Source organism: Mesorhizobium sp. CA15, assembly GCF_020165215.1.
In the GTDB taxonomy this organism is placed as follows: Bacteria; Pseudomonadota; Alphaproteobacteria; order Rhizobiales; family Rhizobiaceae; genus Mesorhizobium.
Window position 1 is genome coordinate 427,092 of record NZ_JAIUHQ010000001.1, and the last position, 16,028, is coordinate 443,119.

General features: G+C 63.3%; 16 protein-coding genes. 6 read left to right on the forward strand and 10 right to left on the reverse strand.

What is annotated here, in order from left to right; genetic code table 11:
• Positions 1–15: 15 nt before the first annotated feature.
• A complete protein-coding gene (locus LB515_RS02160) occupies positions 16–864 on the reverse strand; it encodes an RNA methyltransferase (RefSeq protein WP_224706592.1) in 849 nt (282 codons plus the stop codon).
• 208 nt (positions 865–1,072) lie between these two features.
• Between LB515_RS02160 and LB515_RS02165 the strand changes: the two genes are divergently transcribed.
• Both LB515_RS02165 and LB515_RS02170 read left to right on the forward strand, forming a co-directional pair.
• Positions 1,073–2,284 carry an NADP-dependent isocitrate dehydrogenase gene (locus tag LB515_RS02165; RefSeq protein ID WP_095765188.1) on the forward strand — a complete coding sequence of 404 codons (1,212 nt, stop codon included), beginning with the start codon at positions 1,073–1,075 and terminating at the stop codon, positions 2,282–2,284.
• A gap of 65 nt (positions 2,285–2,349) precedes the next feature.
• On the forward strand, positions 2,350–2,976 hold the full coding sequence (locus LB515_RS02170) for a glutathione S-transferase family protein (RefSeq protein ID WP_224706593.1): 627 nt from the start codon (positions 2,350–2,352) through the stop codon (positions 2,974–2,976).
• Between the two features lie 235 nt (positions 2,977–3,211).
• Here LB515_RS02170 and alaS read toward each other — a convergent pair whose 3' ends face one another.
• Together alaS and recA are read right to left on the reverse strand one after the other, a co-directional pair.
• Entirely contained in the window at positions 3,212–5,881 is a 2,670-nt protein-coding gene (alaS, locus tag LB515_RS02175) for an alanine--tRNA ligase (protein ID WP_224706594.1), read from the reverse strand.
• 439 nt (positions 5,882–6,320) lie between these two features.
• On the reverse strand, positions 6,321–7,418 hold the full coding sequence (recA, locus tag LB515_RS02180) for a recombinase RecA (protein WP_095765184.1): 1,098 nt from the start codon (positions 7,416–7,418) through the stop codon (positions 6,321–6,323).
• A 282-nt stretch (positions 7,419–7,700) separates the two neighbouring features.
• On the opposite strand from recA, the gene LB515_RS02185 reads away from it, so the two are divergent.
• Both LB515_RS02185 and LB515_RS02190 read left to right on the forward strand, forming a co-directional pair.
• Entirely contained in the window at positions 7,701–8,639 is a 939-nt protein-coding gene (locus tag LB515_RS02185) for a carbohydrate kinase family protein (RefSeq protein WP_224706595.1), read from the forward strand.
• A 42-nt stretch (positions 8,640–8,681) separates the two neighbouring features.
• A complete protein-coding gene (locus tag LB515_RS02190; protein WP_224706596.1) occupies positions 8,682–9,599 on the forward strand; it encodes a pseudouridine-5'-phosphate glycosidase in 918 nt (305 codons plus the stop codon).
• Between the two features lie 34 nt (positions 9,600–9,633).
• Here the strand turns inward: LB515_RS02190 and LB515_RS02195 are convergent, their stop codons facing one another.
• Together LB515_RS02195 and LB515_RS02200 are read right to left on the reverse strand one after the other, a co-directional pair.
• Entirely contained in the window at positions 9,634–10,134 is a 501-nt protein-coding gene (locus LB515_RS02195; protein ID WP_224706597.1) for a GNAT family N-acetyltransferase, read from the reverse strand.
• Between the two features lie 156 nt (positions 10,135–10,290).
• The gene (locus LB515_RS02200; protein WP_224602552.1) at positions 10,291–10,614 is read right to left on the reverse strand and encodes a TfoX/Sxy family protein; all 324 of its coding nucleotides are present in this window, start codon (positions 10,612–10,614) and stop codon (positions 10,291–10,293) included.
• A gap of 89 nt (positions 10,615–10,703) precedes the next feature.
• Here LB515_RS02200 and LB515_RS02205 point away from each other — a divergent pair, with 89 nt between their 5' ends.
• Together LB515_RS02205 and LB515_RS02210 are read left to right on the forward strand one after the other, a co-directional pair.
• Positions 10,704–11,201, forward strand: a complete 498-nt coding sequence (locus LB515_RS02205; RefSeq protein ID WP_224706598.1) for a GFA family protein — start codon at positions 10,704–10,706, stop codon at positions 11,199–11,201.
• A gap of 78 nt (positions 11,202–11,279) precedes the next feature.
• On the forward strand, positions 11,280–11,738 hold the full coding sequence (locus tag LB515_RS02210) for a RidA family protein (RefSeq protein ID WP_224706599.1): 459 nt from the start codon (positions 11,280–11,282) through the stop codon (positions 11,736–11,738).
• A 22-nt stretch (positions 11,739–11,760) separates the two neighbouring features.
• Here the strand turns inward: LB515_RS02210 and sufA are convergent, their stop codons facing one another.
• From sufA to sufC, 5 genes are all read right to left on the reverse strand, one after another.
• Positions 11,761–12,141 carry a Fe-S cluster assembly scaffold SufA gene (gene sufA, locus LB515_RS02215; protein WP_140840198.1) on the reverse strand — a complete coding sequence of 127 codons (381 nt, stop codon included), beginning with the start codon at positions 12,139–12,141 and terminating at the stop codon, positions 11,761–11,763.
• A gap of 95 nt (positions 12,142–12,236) precedes the next feature.
• Positions 12,237–12,629 carry an SUF system Fe-S cluster assembly protein gene (locus tag LB515_RS02220; RefSeq protein ID WP_095765178.1) on the reverse strand — a complete coding sequence of 131 codons (393 nt, stop codon included), beginning with the start codon at positions 12,627–12,629 and terminating at the stop codon, positions 12,237–12,239.
• A gap of 5 nt (positions 12,630–12,634) precedes the next feature.
• The gene (locus LB515_RS02225) at positions 12,635–13,876 is read right to left on the reverse strand and encodes a cysteine desulfurase (RefSeq protein WP_224706600.1); all 1,242 of its coding nucleotides are present in this window, start codon (positions 13,874–13,876) and stop codon (positions 12,635–12,637) included.
• Positions 13,877–13,974: 98 nt separating this feature from the next.
• The gene (gene sufD, locus LB515_RS02230) at positions 13,975–15,246 is read right to left on the reverse strand and encodes a Fe-S cluster assembly protein SufD (protein WP_224706601.1); all 1,272 of its coding nucleotides are present in this window, start codon (positions 15,244–15,246) and stop codon (positions 13,975–13,977) included.
• Positions 15,247–15,271: 25 nt separating this feature from the next.
• A complete protein-coding gene (gene sufC, locus LB515_RS02235) occupies positions 15,272–16,027 on the reverse strand; it encodes a Fe-S cluster assembly ATPase SufC (RefSeq protein WP_140840206.1) in 756 nt (251 codons plus the stop codon).
• Between the last annotated feature and the right edge of the window lies 1 nt (position 16,028).

A 16,028-nucleotide genomic window follows, 5' to 3' on the forward strand; every position in this document is an offset into this window, starting at 1 on the left:
CACAGCTTACCGATCTTAACTTTCTTTGTCTTTGGCGCGACTGCGCGCACCGGCCGGCAACCGTCTCGGATCGTCGCCGGGCGAGCCGTCGCCACGCGGCATGGCCGGCGAGAACCGGTCGAGCGAGGAGATGATGCCGCGCAGAACCTTGAGCTCGGGCTCGGCGAAGCCCGCGCGCGTCAGCACGGCGCGCAGATTGTCGACCATCTTCGGCTTCTTTTCTTCGGGGCGAAAATAGCCGCGCGCTTCCAGCGCGTTCTCGAGGTAGGCGAACAGGCTGTGCAGCTGCTCCTTGGGCGCCGGCGCCAGCTCCGGCCCGGAGAAGTTGGTCTGGGTCTCGTCGGCGAGGCCGGATTTCATCCATTCATAGGACATCAAAAGCACCGCCTGGGCGATGTTGAGCGAGGAAAAGCCGGGATCGACCGGAAAGGTGACGATCTCGTCGGCAAGCCCGACCTCGTCATTGTAAAGGCCGAAGCGCTCGCGGCCGAACAGGATACCGGTGCGCAGCCCGGCCTCGCTGCGCGCCCTGAGCGCCCTGCCCGCTTCCACCGGACCGCGCACCGGCTTGAAGCCGTCGCGCTCGCGCGCTGTCGTGGCGAAGACGAAGGTCAGGTCGGCGACCGCCGAGGGCAGATCGTCGAAGACCCTGGTGGCGTCGATGACGTGGTCGGCGCGGCTGGCCGCCGCGCGCGCCTTCTCGCTCGGCCAGCCGTCGCGCGGGTTGACCAGCCTGAGCTCGGACAAGCCGAAATTCGCCATCGCCCGCGCGACCATGCCGATATTCTCGCCGAGCTGCGGCTCGACCAGGATGATCGCCGGTCCGGCGGAAGCGGTCTTGGTTGTGTCTTCTGTGGCTGGCATGGCTATGGGTAACCGGGGTTTGCGGCGTTTCGGCGTCCCCTGCCACATCCGGATCGGAAAATGAAGCATTCACAACAGCGGCACCCGTCTGCCCCGGCGCGGATCGCGGTTTGCGCGCTGAAAAAGCCTTTGATATACGCTCCGCATCCCCGGCCGAAGCCATGTGGGCAAGGCCGTTCAGATCCCCCAGCAACGAGGCATTCTTTTCATGGCGAAGATCAAGGTGGCGAACCCGGTCGTCGAGCTCGACGGCGACGAGATGACCCGCATCATCTGGCAGTTCATCAAGGACAAGCTGATCCACCCCTATCTCGACCTGAAGCTGGAATATTACGATCTCGGCATCGAGCACCGCGACGCCACCAACGATCAGGTGACGATCGATTCCGCCAATGCCATCAAGAAATGGGGCGTCGGCGTGAAATGCGCGACGATCACCCCCGACGAGGCGCGCGTCGAGGAATTCAAGCTGAAGAAGATGTGGAAGTCGCCCAACGGCACCATCCGCAACATTCTCGGCGGCACCATCTTCCGCGAGCCGATCATCATGAAGAACGTGCCGCGCCTGGTGCCGGGCTGGACCAAGCCGATCGTCGTGGGCCGTCATGCCTTCGGCGACCAGTACCGCGCCACCGACTTCCGCTTCCCCGGCAAAGGCAAGCTGACGATCAAGTTCGTCGGCGAGGACGGCCAGGTGATCGAGCATGACGTCTATGACGCGCCGGGCGGCGGCGTGGCCATGGCCATGTACAATCTCGACGAGTCGATCCGCGAGTTCGCCCGCGCCTCGCTGAACTACGGCTTGCTGCGCAATTTCCCGGTCTATCTGTCGACCAAGAACACCATCCTCAAAGCCTATGACGGCCGCTTCAAGGACATCTTCCAGGAGGTCTACGAGAAGGAGTTCGAGGCCGAGTTCAAGGCAAGGAAACTCTGGTACGAGCACCGCCTGATCGACGACATGGTCGCTTCCAGCCTGAAATGGTCGGGCGGCTATGTCTGGGCCTGCAAGAACTATGACGGCGACGTGCAGTCCGATACCGTGGCGCAAGGCTTCGGCTCGCTCGGCCTGATGACCTCGGTGCTGATGACGCCGGACGGCAAGACGGTGGAGGCGGAAGCCGCGCACGGCACCGTGACGCGCCACTACCGGCAGCATCAGAAGGGCGAGGAAACCTCGACCAATTCGATCGCCTCGATCTTCGCCTGGACGCGCGGCCTCGCCCACCGCGCCAAGCTCGACGACAATGCCGAGCTCAAGCGCTTCGCCGAGACGCTGGAAAAGGTCTGCATCCAGACCGTCGAGAGCGGTTTCATGACCAAGGACCTGTCGCTGCTGATCGGTCCCGACCAGCCGTGGCTCTCGACCACCGGTTTCCTCGACAAGATCGACGAGAATTTGCAGAAGGCGATGGGGTAAAACCCACATCCGGCATACCGAAGGCTCCGAAAGGAGCCTTCTTTTTTGGAGGGGAGCGCTGATCGATGGCCAAGCCAACTCTCTACGGCGCGGACTACAGCGTTTATGTGCGCATCGCGCGGATGACGCTGGAGGAGAAAGGCGTCGGCTACGAGCTCGTTCCCCTCGACATCTTCGCCGCCGAAGGCATCCCGGCCTGGTATCTGGAACATCACCCTTTCGGCCGCATCCCGGCCTTCGAGCACGACGGTTTTCGACTGTTCGAGACCGGTGCGATCACGCGCTATGTCGACGAAGCCTTCGACGGCCCGGCCTTGCAGCCGGCCGACGCGCGCGGCCGCGCCAGGATGGCCCAGATCACCGGCATGCTCGACGCCTATGGTTATCGTGCTATGGTCTGGGACGTCGCCGTCGAGCGGCTTGAGAAGACGCAACCGGATGAGCAGCTGATCGCCAGCGGGCTGAGCCAGGCTGAGACGGTGCTCAAGGTTCTGACCTCGCTGAAGGCTAAGGGCCCGTGGCTGCTAGGAGAGCAACTGACACTGGCCGACCTGCACGCGGCACCGATCATTGCCTATTTCGTCAAGGTCGCGGAAGGACGCGATTTGTTGGCGCGCTTTGCGGATATCCGGGATTGGTATGCGCGAATAGCTGGACGGCCGAGCTTTGCGCAGACAGAAAAGGCTGGCTGATAAGAATCAGGACGGTCGAGGGACAGCGCCCCCCTCTGTCCTGCCGGACATCTCCCCCACTTGGGGGAGATCGGACGGCGCACCGGCTTTCGCCAATCTCCCACGTTGAAATACAACCACGCAGAAAAAGGCGAGTGGCTGACGCAGCCAATCTCCCCCCTTGTGGGGGAGATGTCCGGCAGGACAGAGGGGGGCGCTGTCCCGCCAAGCGTGCGGTAAATTCAAACCCACTCGTTCAAGCCGCTTCCAGCGCCGCCTTCACCGCCGCGATCGCGTCGTTGGCCCTGGAGGCGTCGGGGCCGCCGGCCTGCGCCATGTCGGGCCGACCGCCGCCGCCTTGACCGCCAAGCGCGGCGGACGCGACGCGCACGAGATCGACGGCGCTGAAGCGGCCGGTCAAATCGTCGGTGACGCCGACGACCACGCTCGCCTTGTTGTCCTCGCCGGCGCCGACAAAGACGACCACGCCGGAGCCGAGCGTCTTCTTGCCGGCGTCCGCCAGCGGCTTCAGGTCCTTCGGCGCGACGCCGCTGACTGCTTTGCCGAGAAAGCCGACGCCGGCGACGGTCTCGTTGGCGGGCGGAGCATCGGATACGGCTGGGCCGGCGCCAAGCGCCAGTTTCTTGCGCGCTTCGCTCAATTCCTTCTCAAGCTTCTTGCGTTCCTCAAGCAATGTTTCGACGCGCGACGGCACATCGGCCGGCGCGATCTTCAAGGTCGCCGCCGCGGCTTTCAGCCGCCTGTCCTGCTCGTCCAGATGCCTGCGTGCCGCCTCGCCGGTCAGGGCCTCGATGCGGCGCACGCCGGCCGCCACCGCGCTGTCCGACAGGATGCGCACAAGGCCGATATCGCCAGTCGATTTCACATGCGTGCCGCCGCAGAGTTCGACCGAATAGGGACGATTGGCCTTAGCGCCATGCAGGCCGGTGCCCATCGACACGACACGCACCTCGTCGCCATATTTCTCGCCGAACAGCGCCATGGCGCCCTCGGCGATGGCGTCGTCGACCGACATCAGCCGCGTCGTCACCGGGCTGTTCTGGACGACGATCTCGTTGGCCATGCGCTCGACCTCTTCGAGCTCGTCGGCCGAGATCGGCTTGTTGTGCGAGATGTCGAAGCGCAGCCGGTCCGGCGCCACCAGCGAGCCCTTCTGCGCGACATGGGTGCCCAGCACCTCGCGCAACGCCTCGTGGATGAGATGCGTCGCGGAATGGTTGGCGCGCAGCTTCGAGCGGCGAGCGTGGTCGACCTTGAGCTCGACAGCCACACCCGTCTTGACCGTGCCTTTGGCCACCTTGCCCAGATGCACGAACAGGCCGTCGGCCTTCTTCTGCGTATCGGAGATTTCGATCGAGAAGCCCTCGCCGGAGATCACGCCGGTGTCGCCCATCTGGCCGCCCGATTCGCCATAGAACGGCGTCTGGTTGACGATCACGGCGACCGCCTCGCCCTGGGACGCGCTATCGATCGCTTTGCCGTCCTTGACCAGCGCCTGGACGATGCCTTCGGCTTGCTCGGTCTCATAGCCGAGGAACTCGGTCGCGCCGGTCTTTTCCCGCACGGAAAACCAGACCGTCTCGGTCGCGGCTTCACCCGAGCCAGCCCAATGCGCGCGCGCCTCGGCCTTCTGCCGCTCCATCGCGTCGGTGAAGCCGGCGATATCGACCGAGATGCTGCGCTGGCGCAGCGCATCCTGCGTTAGATCGAGCGGGAAGCCGTAGGTGTCGTAGAGCTTGAAAGCGGTCTCGCCGTCCAGCATATCGCCGGCTTTGAGCGTCTCGGTCGCGTCCGAAAGCAGGCCGAGGCCGCGCACCAGCGTCTTGCGGAAGCGTGTTTCCTCGAGCTTCAGCGTCTCGGTCATCAGCGCCTCGCCGCGCACCAGCTCGGGATAGGCCTGGCCCATCTCGCGCACCAGCGCCGGCACCAGCTGCCACATCAGCGGATCCTTGGCGCCGAGCAGCTGCGCGTGGCGCATGGCGCGGCGCATGATGCGGCGCAGCACATAGCCGCGCCCCTCGTTGGAAGGCAGCACGCCGTCGGCCACCAGGAAAGAGGACGAGCGCAGGTGGTCCGCGATGACGCGGAAGGATGCTGCATTCTCCTGGTTGTGGCCGTGCCCGAGCGCCGAGCACGTCGCGTCGATCAAATGCTTGAAAAGGTCGGTCTCGAAGACGCTTTCGGCGCTCTGCAGGATGGAGGCCATGCGCTCCAGGCCCATGCCGGTGTCGATCGAGGGACGCGGCAGGTCGATGCGCTCTTCCTTCGTCACCTGCTCATACTGCATGAACACCAGGTTCCAGAATTCCAGGAAACGGTCGCCGTCCTCTTCCGGGCTGCCGGGCGGGCCGCCCCAAATATGCTCGCCGCGGTCAATGAAGATTTCCGAACACGGCCCGCATGGGCCGGTGTCGCCCATCGCCCAGAAATTGTCGGAGGTCGGGATGCGGATGATGCGGTCGTCGGAGAAGCCGGCGATCTTCTTCCAATAACCCGCCGCCTCGTCGTCGGTGTGATAGACGGTGACCAAGAGCTTGTCTTTCGGCAGACCGAATTCCTTGGTGATCAGGTTCCAGGCAAGCTCGATCGCGCGCTCCTTGAAATAGTCGCCGAACGAGAAATTGCCGAGCATCTCGAAGAAGGTGAGATGGCGCGCCGTGTAGCCGACATTGTCGAGGTCGTTGTGCTTGCCGCCGGCGCGGACGCTCTTCTGCGCGGTCGCGGCGCGCGAATAAGGGCGCTTCTCCAGCCCGGTGAAGACGTTCTTGAACTGCACCATGCCGGCGTTGGTGAACATCAGCGTCGGATCGTTGCGCGGCACCAGCGGGCTGGAGGCGACGATCTCGTGGCCCTCCTTGCGGAAGTAGTCGAGGAATGTCGACCGGATGTCGTTCACGCCACTCATTGCATACTGCCTTTTTCGCAAGAACCGCCGGCCCGGCCGGCGGCAAATGGGCTTTGGTGTTTCAGAAGATAGATTGGCCTTTTAGCGATAGCTCTTGTGCCTGTCCAGAAACACGCAAAACAGGCGTGTCGCTCAAAACTGCGCAAGCGGTTTTGGGAAAACGACAGGCACAAGCATGGACCAAAGCGCATTGCCTGAATTCATTGCAGCGCTACGCGCTTTGGGCCGATCGGCGGACGAGCGGCGGCTCAGCCCCACCCCGCACAACGCAAAACCGCCGGCACGAAGGCCGGCGGTTCGGGTTACGCAATACAAGAACTCGATTACATAAGCATAAGGCGATAAACCAGGATTGTGGCCGAACTCCGGCTGAGCCAACCAACTATCCTCGGGCGCCTTTGGATCGCCCCGGAGCGCAAAATCCCAGGGTAAACGCACTTTACAGGGCGCCGGCTTCATCCTCGAAACCGTCGTCGCCGCCTTCGGAGCCGCCATTCTCGAGGAATTTCTCGGCGATCAGCCCGGCATTCTGGCGCAACGCAAGCTCGACCTCACGCGCCGTATCGGGATTGTCGCGCAGGAACAGCTTTGCGTTCTCGCGACCCTGGCCGAGGCGCTGGGAATTGTAGGAGAACCAGGCGCCCGACTTTTCGATGACGCCGGCCTTGACGCCGAGATCGATCAGCTCGCCGGTCTTCGACACGCCCTCGCCATACATGATGTCGAACTCAACCACCTTGAAGGGCGGGGCAAGCTTGTTCTTCACCACCTTGACGCGGGTCTGGTTGCCGACGACCTCGTCGCGGTCCTTGACCGAGCCGATGCGGCGGATGTCGAGGCGCACCGAGGCGTAGAATTTCAGCGCGTTGCCGCCGGTGGTCGTCTCGGGCGAGCCGAACATGACGCCGATCTTCATGCGGATCTGGTTGATGAAGATGACCATGGTGTTGGAACGCGAGATCGAGGCGGTCAGCTTGCGCAGCGCCTGGCTCATCAGGCGAGCCTGAAGACCGGGCAGCGAATCGCCCATCTCGCCTTCGATTTCAGCGCGCGGCGTCAGTGCCGCCACCGAGTCGACGACCAGCACGTCGATGGCGCCCGAACGCACCAGCGTGTCGCAGATCTCCAGCGCCTGCTCGCCGGTATCGGGCTGCGAAATCAAAAGGTTTTCGAGGTCGACGCCAAGCTTGCGGGCATAGACCGGATCGAGCGCGTGCTCGGCATCGACGAAGGCGCAGATACCGCCCTTCTTCTGGGCTTCCGCCACCGTGTGCAGCGCCAGCGTTGTCTTGCCCGAGCTTTCCGGCCCGTAGATCTCGATGATGCGGCCGCGCGGCAGGCCGCCGACGCCGAGCGCGATGTCGAGGCCGAGCGAGCCGGTCGGCACGGTTTCGATCTCGACCACCTGCTCGTTGGCGCCGAGCCGCATGATCGAGCCCTTGCCGAACGCGCGCTCGATTTGCGACAGCGCCGCGTCCAGAGCCTTTGATTTGTCCACTGCCTTATCCTCTACAAGCCGCAAAGAATTCTGAGCCATGATACATCACCCCTTGGTCGTCAATGAAGGCCGGACAATCCGTGATCCCTGCTTGTTTTGTACCTTTTCTGTTCTCATTTGGCAAGGGGCAACAAATATCTGAAAAATAATCAATATCTGGATTTGTTCTATTTTTGTCCCACCAGGGCTGGTGCGGAGTGCAACCACGGGTCCAGAAGAGATTTCGATACCCGGCCGTCCGAATCGCGACCCCGATTGCAGGGCGACGCGCAGAAACCTAGTGTGCGCGGCCGCACGATCAACGAAAGTCATCGACCCGAAATGTCGACATCCCCAACAATCCTGGCGCTTGGCGGCGCCCATATCGACCGGCGCGGCCAGGTCTCGGGCGTCTATGTGCCCGCGGCTTCGAATCCCGGCATCATGCGCGAGGACGTCGGCGGCGTGGTTTTCAACGCGCTGCGCAGCGTGGTGAAGCGCGGCGTGTCGGCCTCGCTGATCTCGGTGCGTGGCGGTGACGCTGCGGCGGACACAGTCGCCTCGGCGATCGACAACGCCGGGATAACCGACCTTTCGGTGGTGTTCCTCGACCGCACGACGCCGAGCTACACGGCGCTGATCGATGCCGAAGGCGAGTTGATCGTCGGGCTGGCCGACATGGCGCTCTACGACCTAGCCTTCCCCAAACAAATCAGGCGCGCCAAGGTGCGCGAGGCGATCGCCGCCGCCGACGCCATCCTGTGCGACGCCAACCTGCCGACGGCGGCGCTGGAGCGCCTGGTGGCGTTGGCCGGCGACCGGCCGGTCTTCGCCATCGCCGTCTCGCCGGCCAAGGTCGTTCGCCTGGCGCCGCTGCTCGACGATCTGTCGCTGCTCTTTATGAACCGTCGCGAAGCCGCCGCGCTGGTCGGCGCCGAGCCATCCGGCAAGGCCCTCGTCGACGCGCTCAGGCGGGCAGGCCTGGACACCGGCGTGGTCACGTCCGGCAGCGCTCCGGTGCTGGGCTTCGACGACACCGGAATCTTCGAGATCGACCCGCCCGCGCCGCGCAAGGTGGCCGATGTGACCGGCGCCGGCGACGCCTTGACCGGCGCAACCGTCGCCGCCTTGCTGCGCGGCCTGCCGCTACGCGCCGCGCTGCGCGAAGGCCTTGCCGCAGCGATGCTCGCCATAGAGAGCCCGCAGGCCGTACCGTCCTTCACGATCGCCACCTTCACGCAGGCGCTTGCCCTTGTGCCGGAGCCGCGGGAAATGGCATAGGGCCACCACTGCCGAAGCAATCCCTTCGGATCGGAGACAGCCATGACACCTGACACCGCCCGCCCCTTCGTCGATATCCATCCGCCGGTGGCCGAGGCGCTTGCCGCCGGCCGGCCCGTGGTGGCGCTGGAAAGCACCATCATCACCCACGGCATGCCCTACCCCGACAATGGCGCCATGGCTGCCAAGGTCGAGCAGATCATCATCGACTGCGGCGCGGTACCGGCGACGATCGCCGTGGTCGAGGGCCGCATCAAGATCGGCCTCTCCGACGGCGAGCGCGAATCGCTTGCCATGACGGGCGATGCCATGAAGCTGTCGCGCGCCGATCTCGGCTTCGCGGTCGCTCAAACGCGAACCGGCGGCACCACGGTTGCGGCGACCATGATCGCCGCGCATATGGCCGGCATAAAAGTGTTCGCCACCGGCGGCATTGGCGGCGTCCACAAGGGCGCCGAAAAGAGTTTTGATATCTCTGCCGATCTCGACGAGTTGGCGCGCACGCCGGTCATCGTCGTCTCGGCCGGCGCCAAGGCGATCCTCGACATCGAAAAGACGCTGGAAGTGCTGGAAACGCGCGGCGTGCCGGTCATCGGCCATGGCTGCGAGACGATGCCCGCCTTCTGGTCGAGGCAGTCGCCCTTCCGCGCGCCGTTAACGCTCAATGCGCCGGAAGACATCGCGCATTTCTACCGCACGCGCCAAGCGCTGGGCCTGGGCGGCGGCATTCTGGTCGCCAATCCGGTGCCGCGGAACGACGAGATACCGGCCGCCGAGATGGACGGTTACATCCAGGCGGCGCAGAAAGCGGCCCAAGCACAGAACGTCACCGGCAAGGCGGTGACGCCGTTCCTTTTGTCGAAGATCCTTGAGCTGACCGGCGGCCGCAGCCTGAAGACCAACATCGCGCTGGTCGAGAACAATGCGCGGCTGGCGGCAGAGATCGCCAAGGCGGTGTAGGGCAGAATCCAATCGCCTCAGCTTTGAATCCGTTCTACCGGTTGAATGCAGGGCTGAATTTCAGCTGTCCGTTGGCGGGTTCGCTCTGGAAAGGCAGTGATTGCACATATTGCGCGGGCAGATCTTGATAGCTCAAATTGCCGTCGCTTCTGAAGCCGAAGCGCCCGTAATAGGCCGGATCACCGATCAATACGCAGCCTTTTGCTCCGTTCGCCCTGAGGATTGCAAGCCCTTCGTTAATCAATGCACTTCCGATGCCTTGCCGCTGCTTATCCGGCCATACAGATACCGGACCAAGCCCATACCATCCATGGCTTTCAGCTCCAATTGTCACTGGTGAGAAGGCCACGTGTCCCAGAATGTCTCCGCCGCTGACGGCAACAAGCGAAACCGTCAAGTCGCCATCATTCCGCAATGCGGCAATGATCGGAGCCTCCGAACCATCGCTAAACGACATGGGTTCGAAAGCGGCAATAGTCAGGTCGTGAATGACCTGCACGTCGCCAGGTTGCTCTGGTCTAATGATTACTGCCATGAAAATAGGGCTTCAAGTAGGTTAAATTAGGTTCTTGAGCGCTGCGGAAAATCTCACCGCGACGATACAGCCTTGCAAACTACCGTTCTCTCAGAAGGTCGCCAATGACCGCTTCCACCGAAATTGGCGTGCCAACTGCTGGCTGACGCCGGGTTATTACTTCCCCGCCCTTCGTCCCGCTTCATAAGCCCGCCGCGCCCACACTGCCATCTCGTCAGGATCATCGAAGGCCTCGTCGGGAATGCTCCAATAGGGCATCGCCACCTCCTTGCCGTGGCGCGAGCCGGTATAGGTCCATTGCTTGCAGCCGGCGGCTTCGAAGTCGGGAATTGTTTCCTCGTCCGCCTTGAGCATCAGCTCGCCACGCACGACAACCGCGACAATGACGCCGTCGCAATAGATGCCCTTGCCGCCGAACAGTTTTCGGATGGCGATCGGTCCAAGGCTTTCGAACAGTTCTTCAAGACGCGCATTATCCATGCCGCGATCATCTCATCCGTCACCGGCCTTGTCATCGCCGCAACCAAAAGCATGCTGACAGGTTGAAATCTGAAAACGGAGTTCCCGCCATGCCTGTCCTGCTCAAAGGCTCCTGCCGCTGCGGCGCCGTCCGCTTCGAGGTGGAGAGCCACACCCCGGTGCCCTTCATGCTCTGCTACTGCTCGATCTGCCGCAAGCAGCAGGGCGGCGGCGGGTTCGCCATCAATCTCGGCGCCGACTACGAGACGCTTGATATCAGGGGCAAGCGCAGCCTCGGCGTCTATCGCGCCGAAATCGAGGATGACGAGCATCCGCATTGCGAGGTCTCGACCGGCGAGCGCAATTTCTGCAGGAAATGCGGCGCAGCACTCTGGCTCTACGACCCGACGTGGCCGGACCTCGTTCACCCCTTCGCTTCGGCGATCGACACCGACCTGCCGAAACCGCCGGAGAAGGTGCATCTGATGCTGAAATACAAGGCGAACTGGGTCGAGCCGGTCGTCGGAAAGAAGGACAAGGTATTCGACGTCTATCCGGAGGAATCGATCGCCGACTGGCACAAGCGAACCGGCATGTGGGTTGATTAGGGCAGTTCCAGAAGAACTGCGCAGCGGTTTTCCGCCCGGAATTGCATTGAGACAATTATCTGGCGACAGGAGGCAGAAATGAACCTCACGACGCACAAGAAATTCAAAGGCGCTCGTTTGATGCCTTGGGGCAAGGGCACGGTCGTCTCGGACGCCAAGGGATATGTTTTTCTGTCCGGCAACACCGCCACCGTCGACGACTACGATCCATCGAAGCACCAGGGCGGCGCTGTCGGCGACGCGGCAACGCAGTGGCGCGAAATCCTGGCGAACATCAAGTCGGATCTGGAGGAACTCGGCAGCTCGCTCGACCATCTGGTCAAGGTGACATTCTACGTCAAAGGGCCTTTTCCGTCCGGCGGCGTCCTCAGCTCACCCAACTTTCGTCTGGACGTGCTGGACGAATTCTTTGCCGAACATTGCCCGAAGCACTGCAGCTACAACAACCCGCCGCCATCGGAGGTGATCGGCGTGGCCGCCCTGGCGCAGCCTGACCTCGTCGTCGAGCTTGTGGTAATCGCCGCGCTGCCGGACTGAGTGGAAGCGCTGGCGGGCCTGGTCAGGCCGAGGCGCGTGCCTCGGCAAGCGCCTTGAGGTCGGCAGGCTTCAGCTCGACGGATTCGCCGCAGCCGCAGGCCGAGCTCTGGTTCGGATTCTTGAAGGTGAAGCCGGTGCGCAGCGTCGTCTGCTCGAAATCCATCTCGGTTCCGAACAGGAAAAGTGCCGCCTCCGGCGCGACATAGACATGCGCGCCGTCGCGTTCGATATGGTCGTCCTTGGGATTCGGCTCGGTCACAAGATCGACCGTATACTCCATGCCGGCGCAACCGCCCTTCTTGATGCCGAGCCGGATACCATGCGCGCTATCACGCGCAGCCACGATCTCGCGCACGCGGTCGGCGGCCTTTTCGGTCATCGTGATGACGGCGAAGCGTCCCATATTCTTCCTACTCCATTCCATGCAGGTTCAAGGCCTGCCCGAATGATTCTCACCTAAAATGGTGAAGTTTTACAGCTGGCGCAAGGGTATAGGCCTCAATACCACCCGACCGCGACCTGCGCCTCTTCCGACATGCGGTCGGGAGTCCATGGCGGATCGAATACCATGGCGACCTCGACGCCGGACACGCCCTCGACGGCGCCGACGGCGTTCTCGACCCAGCCCGGCATCTCGCCGGCCACCGGGCAGCCCGGCGCGGTCAGCGTCATGTCGATCTTGACTGACCGGTCGTCCTCGATGTCGATCTTGTAGACGAGGCCGAGCTCATAGATGTCGGCCGGAATTTCCGGGTCGTAGACGGTCTTCAGCGCCGAAACGATGTCGTCGGTCAGCCGCGCTAGCTCGTCGGCGGGGATCGCCGAGGCCGAAACGATGCCGTTCGCGGCCGTTTCCGGCGCTTTTTCCGCGGTGGTGCTCACGTCGTCCATCATCATCACCCGAAGAACTTTCGCGCGTTTTCCAGGGCCTCGGCCAAAGCATCGACTTCGGCTCTGGTATTATACATGCCGAACGATGCCCTGCATGTGGAGGTGACGCCGAAGCGTTTCAACAGCGGCTGGGCGCAATGCGTTCCGGCCCGGACCGCGACACCTTGCCGATCGATCACCATCGACACATCATGCGCATGGATACCCTGCAATTCGAACGAGATGATGGCGCCCTTGCCGGGCGCGTCGCCGAAGATGCGCAGCGAGTTGATCGCCCGCAGCCGCTCATGCGCGTAAGCCTTGAGGTCCGCCTCGTGCGCGGCGATCCGCTCACGGCCGACCTTCTCCATATAGTCGAGCGCGGCGCCCAGGCCGATCGCCTGGACGATCGGCGGCGTGCCGGCCTCGAAGCGGTGCGGCGGCTCGTTGTAGGTGACGATGTCTTCCGTCACTTCCTCGATCATTTCGCCGCCGCCCATGAAAGGCCGCATCTCTTCCAGCCTGTCCTTCTTGCCGTAGAGCACGCCGATGCCCGACGGGCCATAGACCTTGTGGCCGGTGAAGACGAAGAAATCGCAGTCGAGGTCCTGCACATCGATCGGCATGTGCACCGCGCTCTGGCTGCCGTCGACGAGGACAGGAATTCCGCGCGCATGCGCGATGCGCACGATCTCCTTGATCGGCGTCACCGTGCCCAGCGCATTGGACATATGGGTGATGGCGACCAGCTTGGTGCGGTTGCTCAGGCGCTTCTCGAATTCCTCGATGTGGAAGACGCCGAGATCGTCGACCGGCACCCAGACGAGCTTCGCGCCCTGCCGCTCGCGGATGAAATGCCAGGGCACGATGTTGGAGTGATGCTCCATGATCGACAGCACGATCTCGTCGCCCTCGCCGATCCGCGGCATGCCCCAGCCATAGGCGACGGTGTTGATCGCCGATGTGGTGTTGGAGGTGAAGACGATGTTATCGGTGCTCGGCGCATTGAGAAACCGCCGCACCGACTTGCGCGCATTCTCATAGGCGTCGGTCGCGGCGTTCGACAGGAAATGCAGGCCGCGATGCACGTTGGCGTATTCCTGGGAATAGGCGTGCTGGATGGTGTCGAGCACCACCTGCGGCTTCTGCGCCGAGGCGCCGTTGTCGAGATAGACCAGCGGCTTGCCATAGATCTGGCGCGACAGGATCGGGAAGTCGCGGCGGATCGCCTCGACGTCATAGGGAGCGGTTTCGATCTTCTGGTCCATTTCGAAGTCCTTGTCGGCCGAAGCCGCGATCCTTCCAACACCCCTCATCCGTCTTGGCGCTTCGCGCCACTTCTCCCACAAGGGGAGAAGGTTAGGCGCTAGCCGTGCGTCGAAAACCAGCCGTCGAGCCGCGCTTCCAGCGCTTCGACCAGCGCCTCGTCGTCCAATTCCTCGATCACTTCGGCGACGAACGCCTTCACCAGGAGACCCCGCGCCGACTTCTCGTCGATGCCGCGCGCCATCAGGTAGAACAGATGGTTGTGGTCAATCTCGGTGACGGTGGCGCCATGGCCGCAGACGACGTCGTCGGCGAAGATCTCTAGCTCCGGTTTGGTCGAGAACTCGCCATCGTCCGACAGAAGCAGCGTGTTGCAGGCCATCTTGGCGTTGGTTTTCTGCGCGTATTGATGCACGTTGATGCGGCCCTGGAAGACGCCGCGCGCCTTGCCGGTTACCACGTTGCGGATCACTTCGGTCGACGTGGTGTGCGGCACGGCATGGTCGAGCACCATGGTCACATCGGTGTGGGTGTCGCCGGCGAGAAGATTGATGCCGCGCAATTTGAAGTCGGCGCCCTCGCCGGTCGTCCTGACGACGACCTCCTGGCGAACAAGCCTGCCGCCGGCGTTCATCACGAACAGCGTCAGCTTGGCGTCCTTGCCGATATGCGCCTTGAACTGGGCGAGATGCGTGGCCGTGTCCGGCTGCTCCTGCACGATGAGCCAGGTCACCTCGGCGCCGTCGCCGATCACGAGCTGGCTGACCGAAGAGACGAGCGCCTCGTCGCCCTCGCCTGCCTGACGCTCGACGACAATCGCCTTCGCACCGGCGCCGACACGCGCCAGCAGCCGCACATGCGACTGGCCGCCGGCCTGCAGGTTCTGCAATTCGACCGGCTTTTCCAGCTCGGCGCCGTCGGCAATATCGACGAAATAGCCGTCGGCGACGAAAGCCGTGTTCAGCGCGCCGATCGCGTCGTCGCTGCCATAGGGATCCAGGCCGGGCGCGACGCTGCCGTCGGTCAGCTTCTCCGACAGGCGCTGCACCGTCACGCCGTCGATCTCCGTTAGCTTCATCTGCGAGACGCCGTTCAGCACCGGCAGCACGGCCGAGCCTTCAAGAACGGGCGCAAGCGCCTTGACGACGGCGCCGGCCTCGAAAGCCGGCACCGACGTCAGCAGCCGGCGCAGGTCCGTATAATGCCAGGATTCGACGCGGCGCGTCGGCAGGCCGTGCTTGATCGCCTCGATCGCATCGTCGCGCTTGACCATCACCGCGCCGTCGCCGGGCAGCAGCGACAGCCGTTCGCCGAAGGCGTCGATCAGCGCCGTCTCGGCCAAGGTCCGCTGGGGCTGTGCATGCATGTTCATGACTTTTGCCTCGACCGCTCCCATGTCACGCGGCTTGCCCGATCACGCCGGCATAGCCATTGGCCTCGAGATCGAGCGCCAGCGACTTGTCGCCCGACTTGATCACCTGGCCCCTGTAGAGCACGTGCACCGTATCAGGCACGATGTGCTCGAGCAGGCGCTGGTAGTGGGTGATGACGACGATGGCCCGGTCCGGCGAGCGCAGTGCGTTGACGCCGTCCGAGACGATCTTCAGCGCGTCGATGTCGAGGCCGGAATCGGTTTCGTCGAGAACGCAGAGCTTCGGCTCAAGCAGCTTCATCTGCAGGATCTCGGCGCGCTTCTTCTCGCCGCCGGAAAAGCCGACATTGAGCGGCCGCTTCAGCATGTTCATGTCCATGTTGAGCGAGGCTGCGGCGTCCTTCACGCGCTTCAAAAATTCCGGGATCTTCAGCGGTTCCTCGCCGCGCGCCTTGCGCTGCTCGTTCATCGCCACCTTCAGGAATTCCATGGTCGCGACGCCCGGTATCTCCATCGGATACTGGAAGGCGAGGAAGATGCCGGCGGTGGCGCGCTCGGCCGGATCCATTTCCAGGATCGACTGGCCGTTATAGAGGATGTCGCCTTCAGTGACCTCATAGTCCTCGCGGCCGGCGAGGATATAGGAAAGCGTCGACTTGCCCGAGCCGTTCGGCCCCATGATGGCGGCGACCTCGCCGGCTTTCACCGTCAGATTCAGGCCGCGGATGATCTCGGTGCCGTCGTCGACGATGCGGGCGTGCAGGTTTCTGATCTCAAGCATT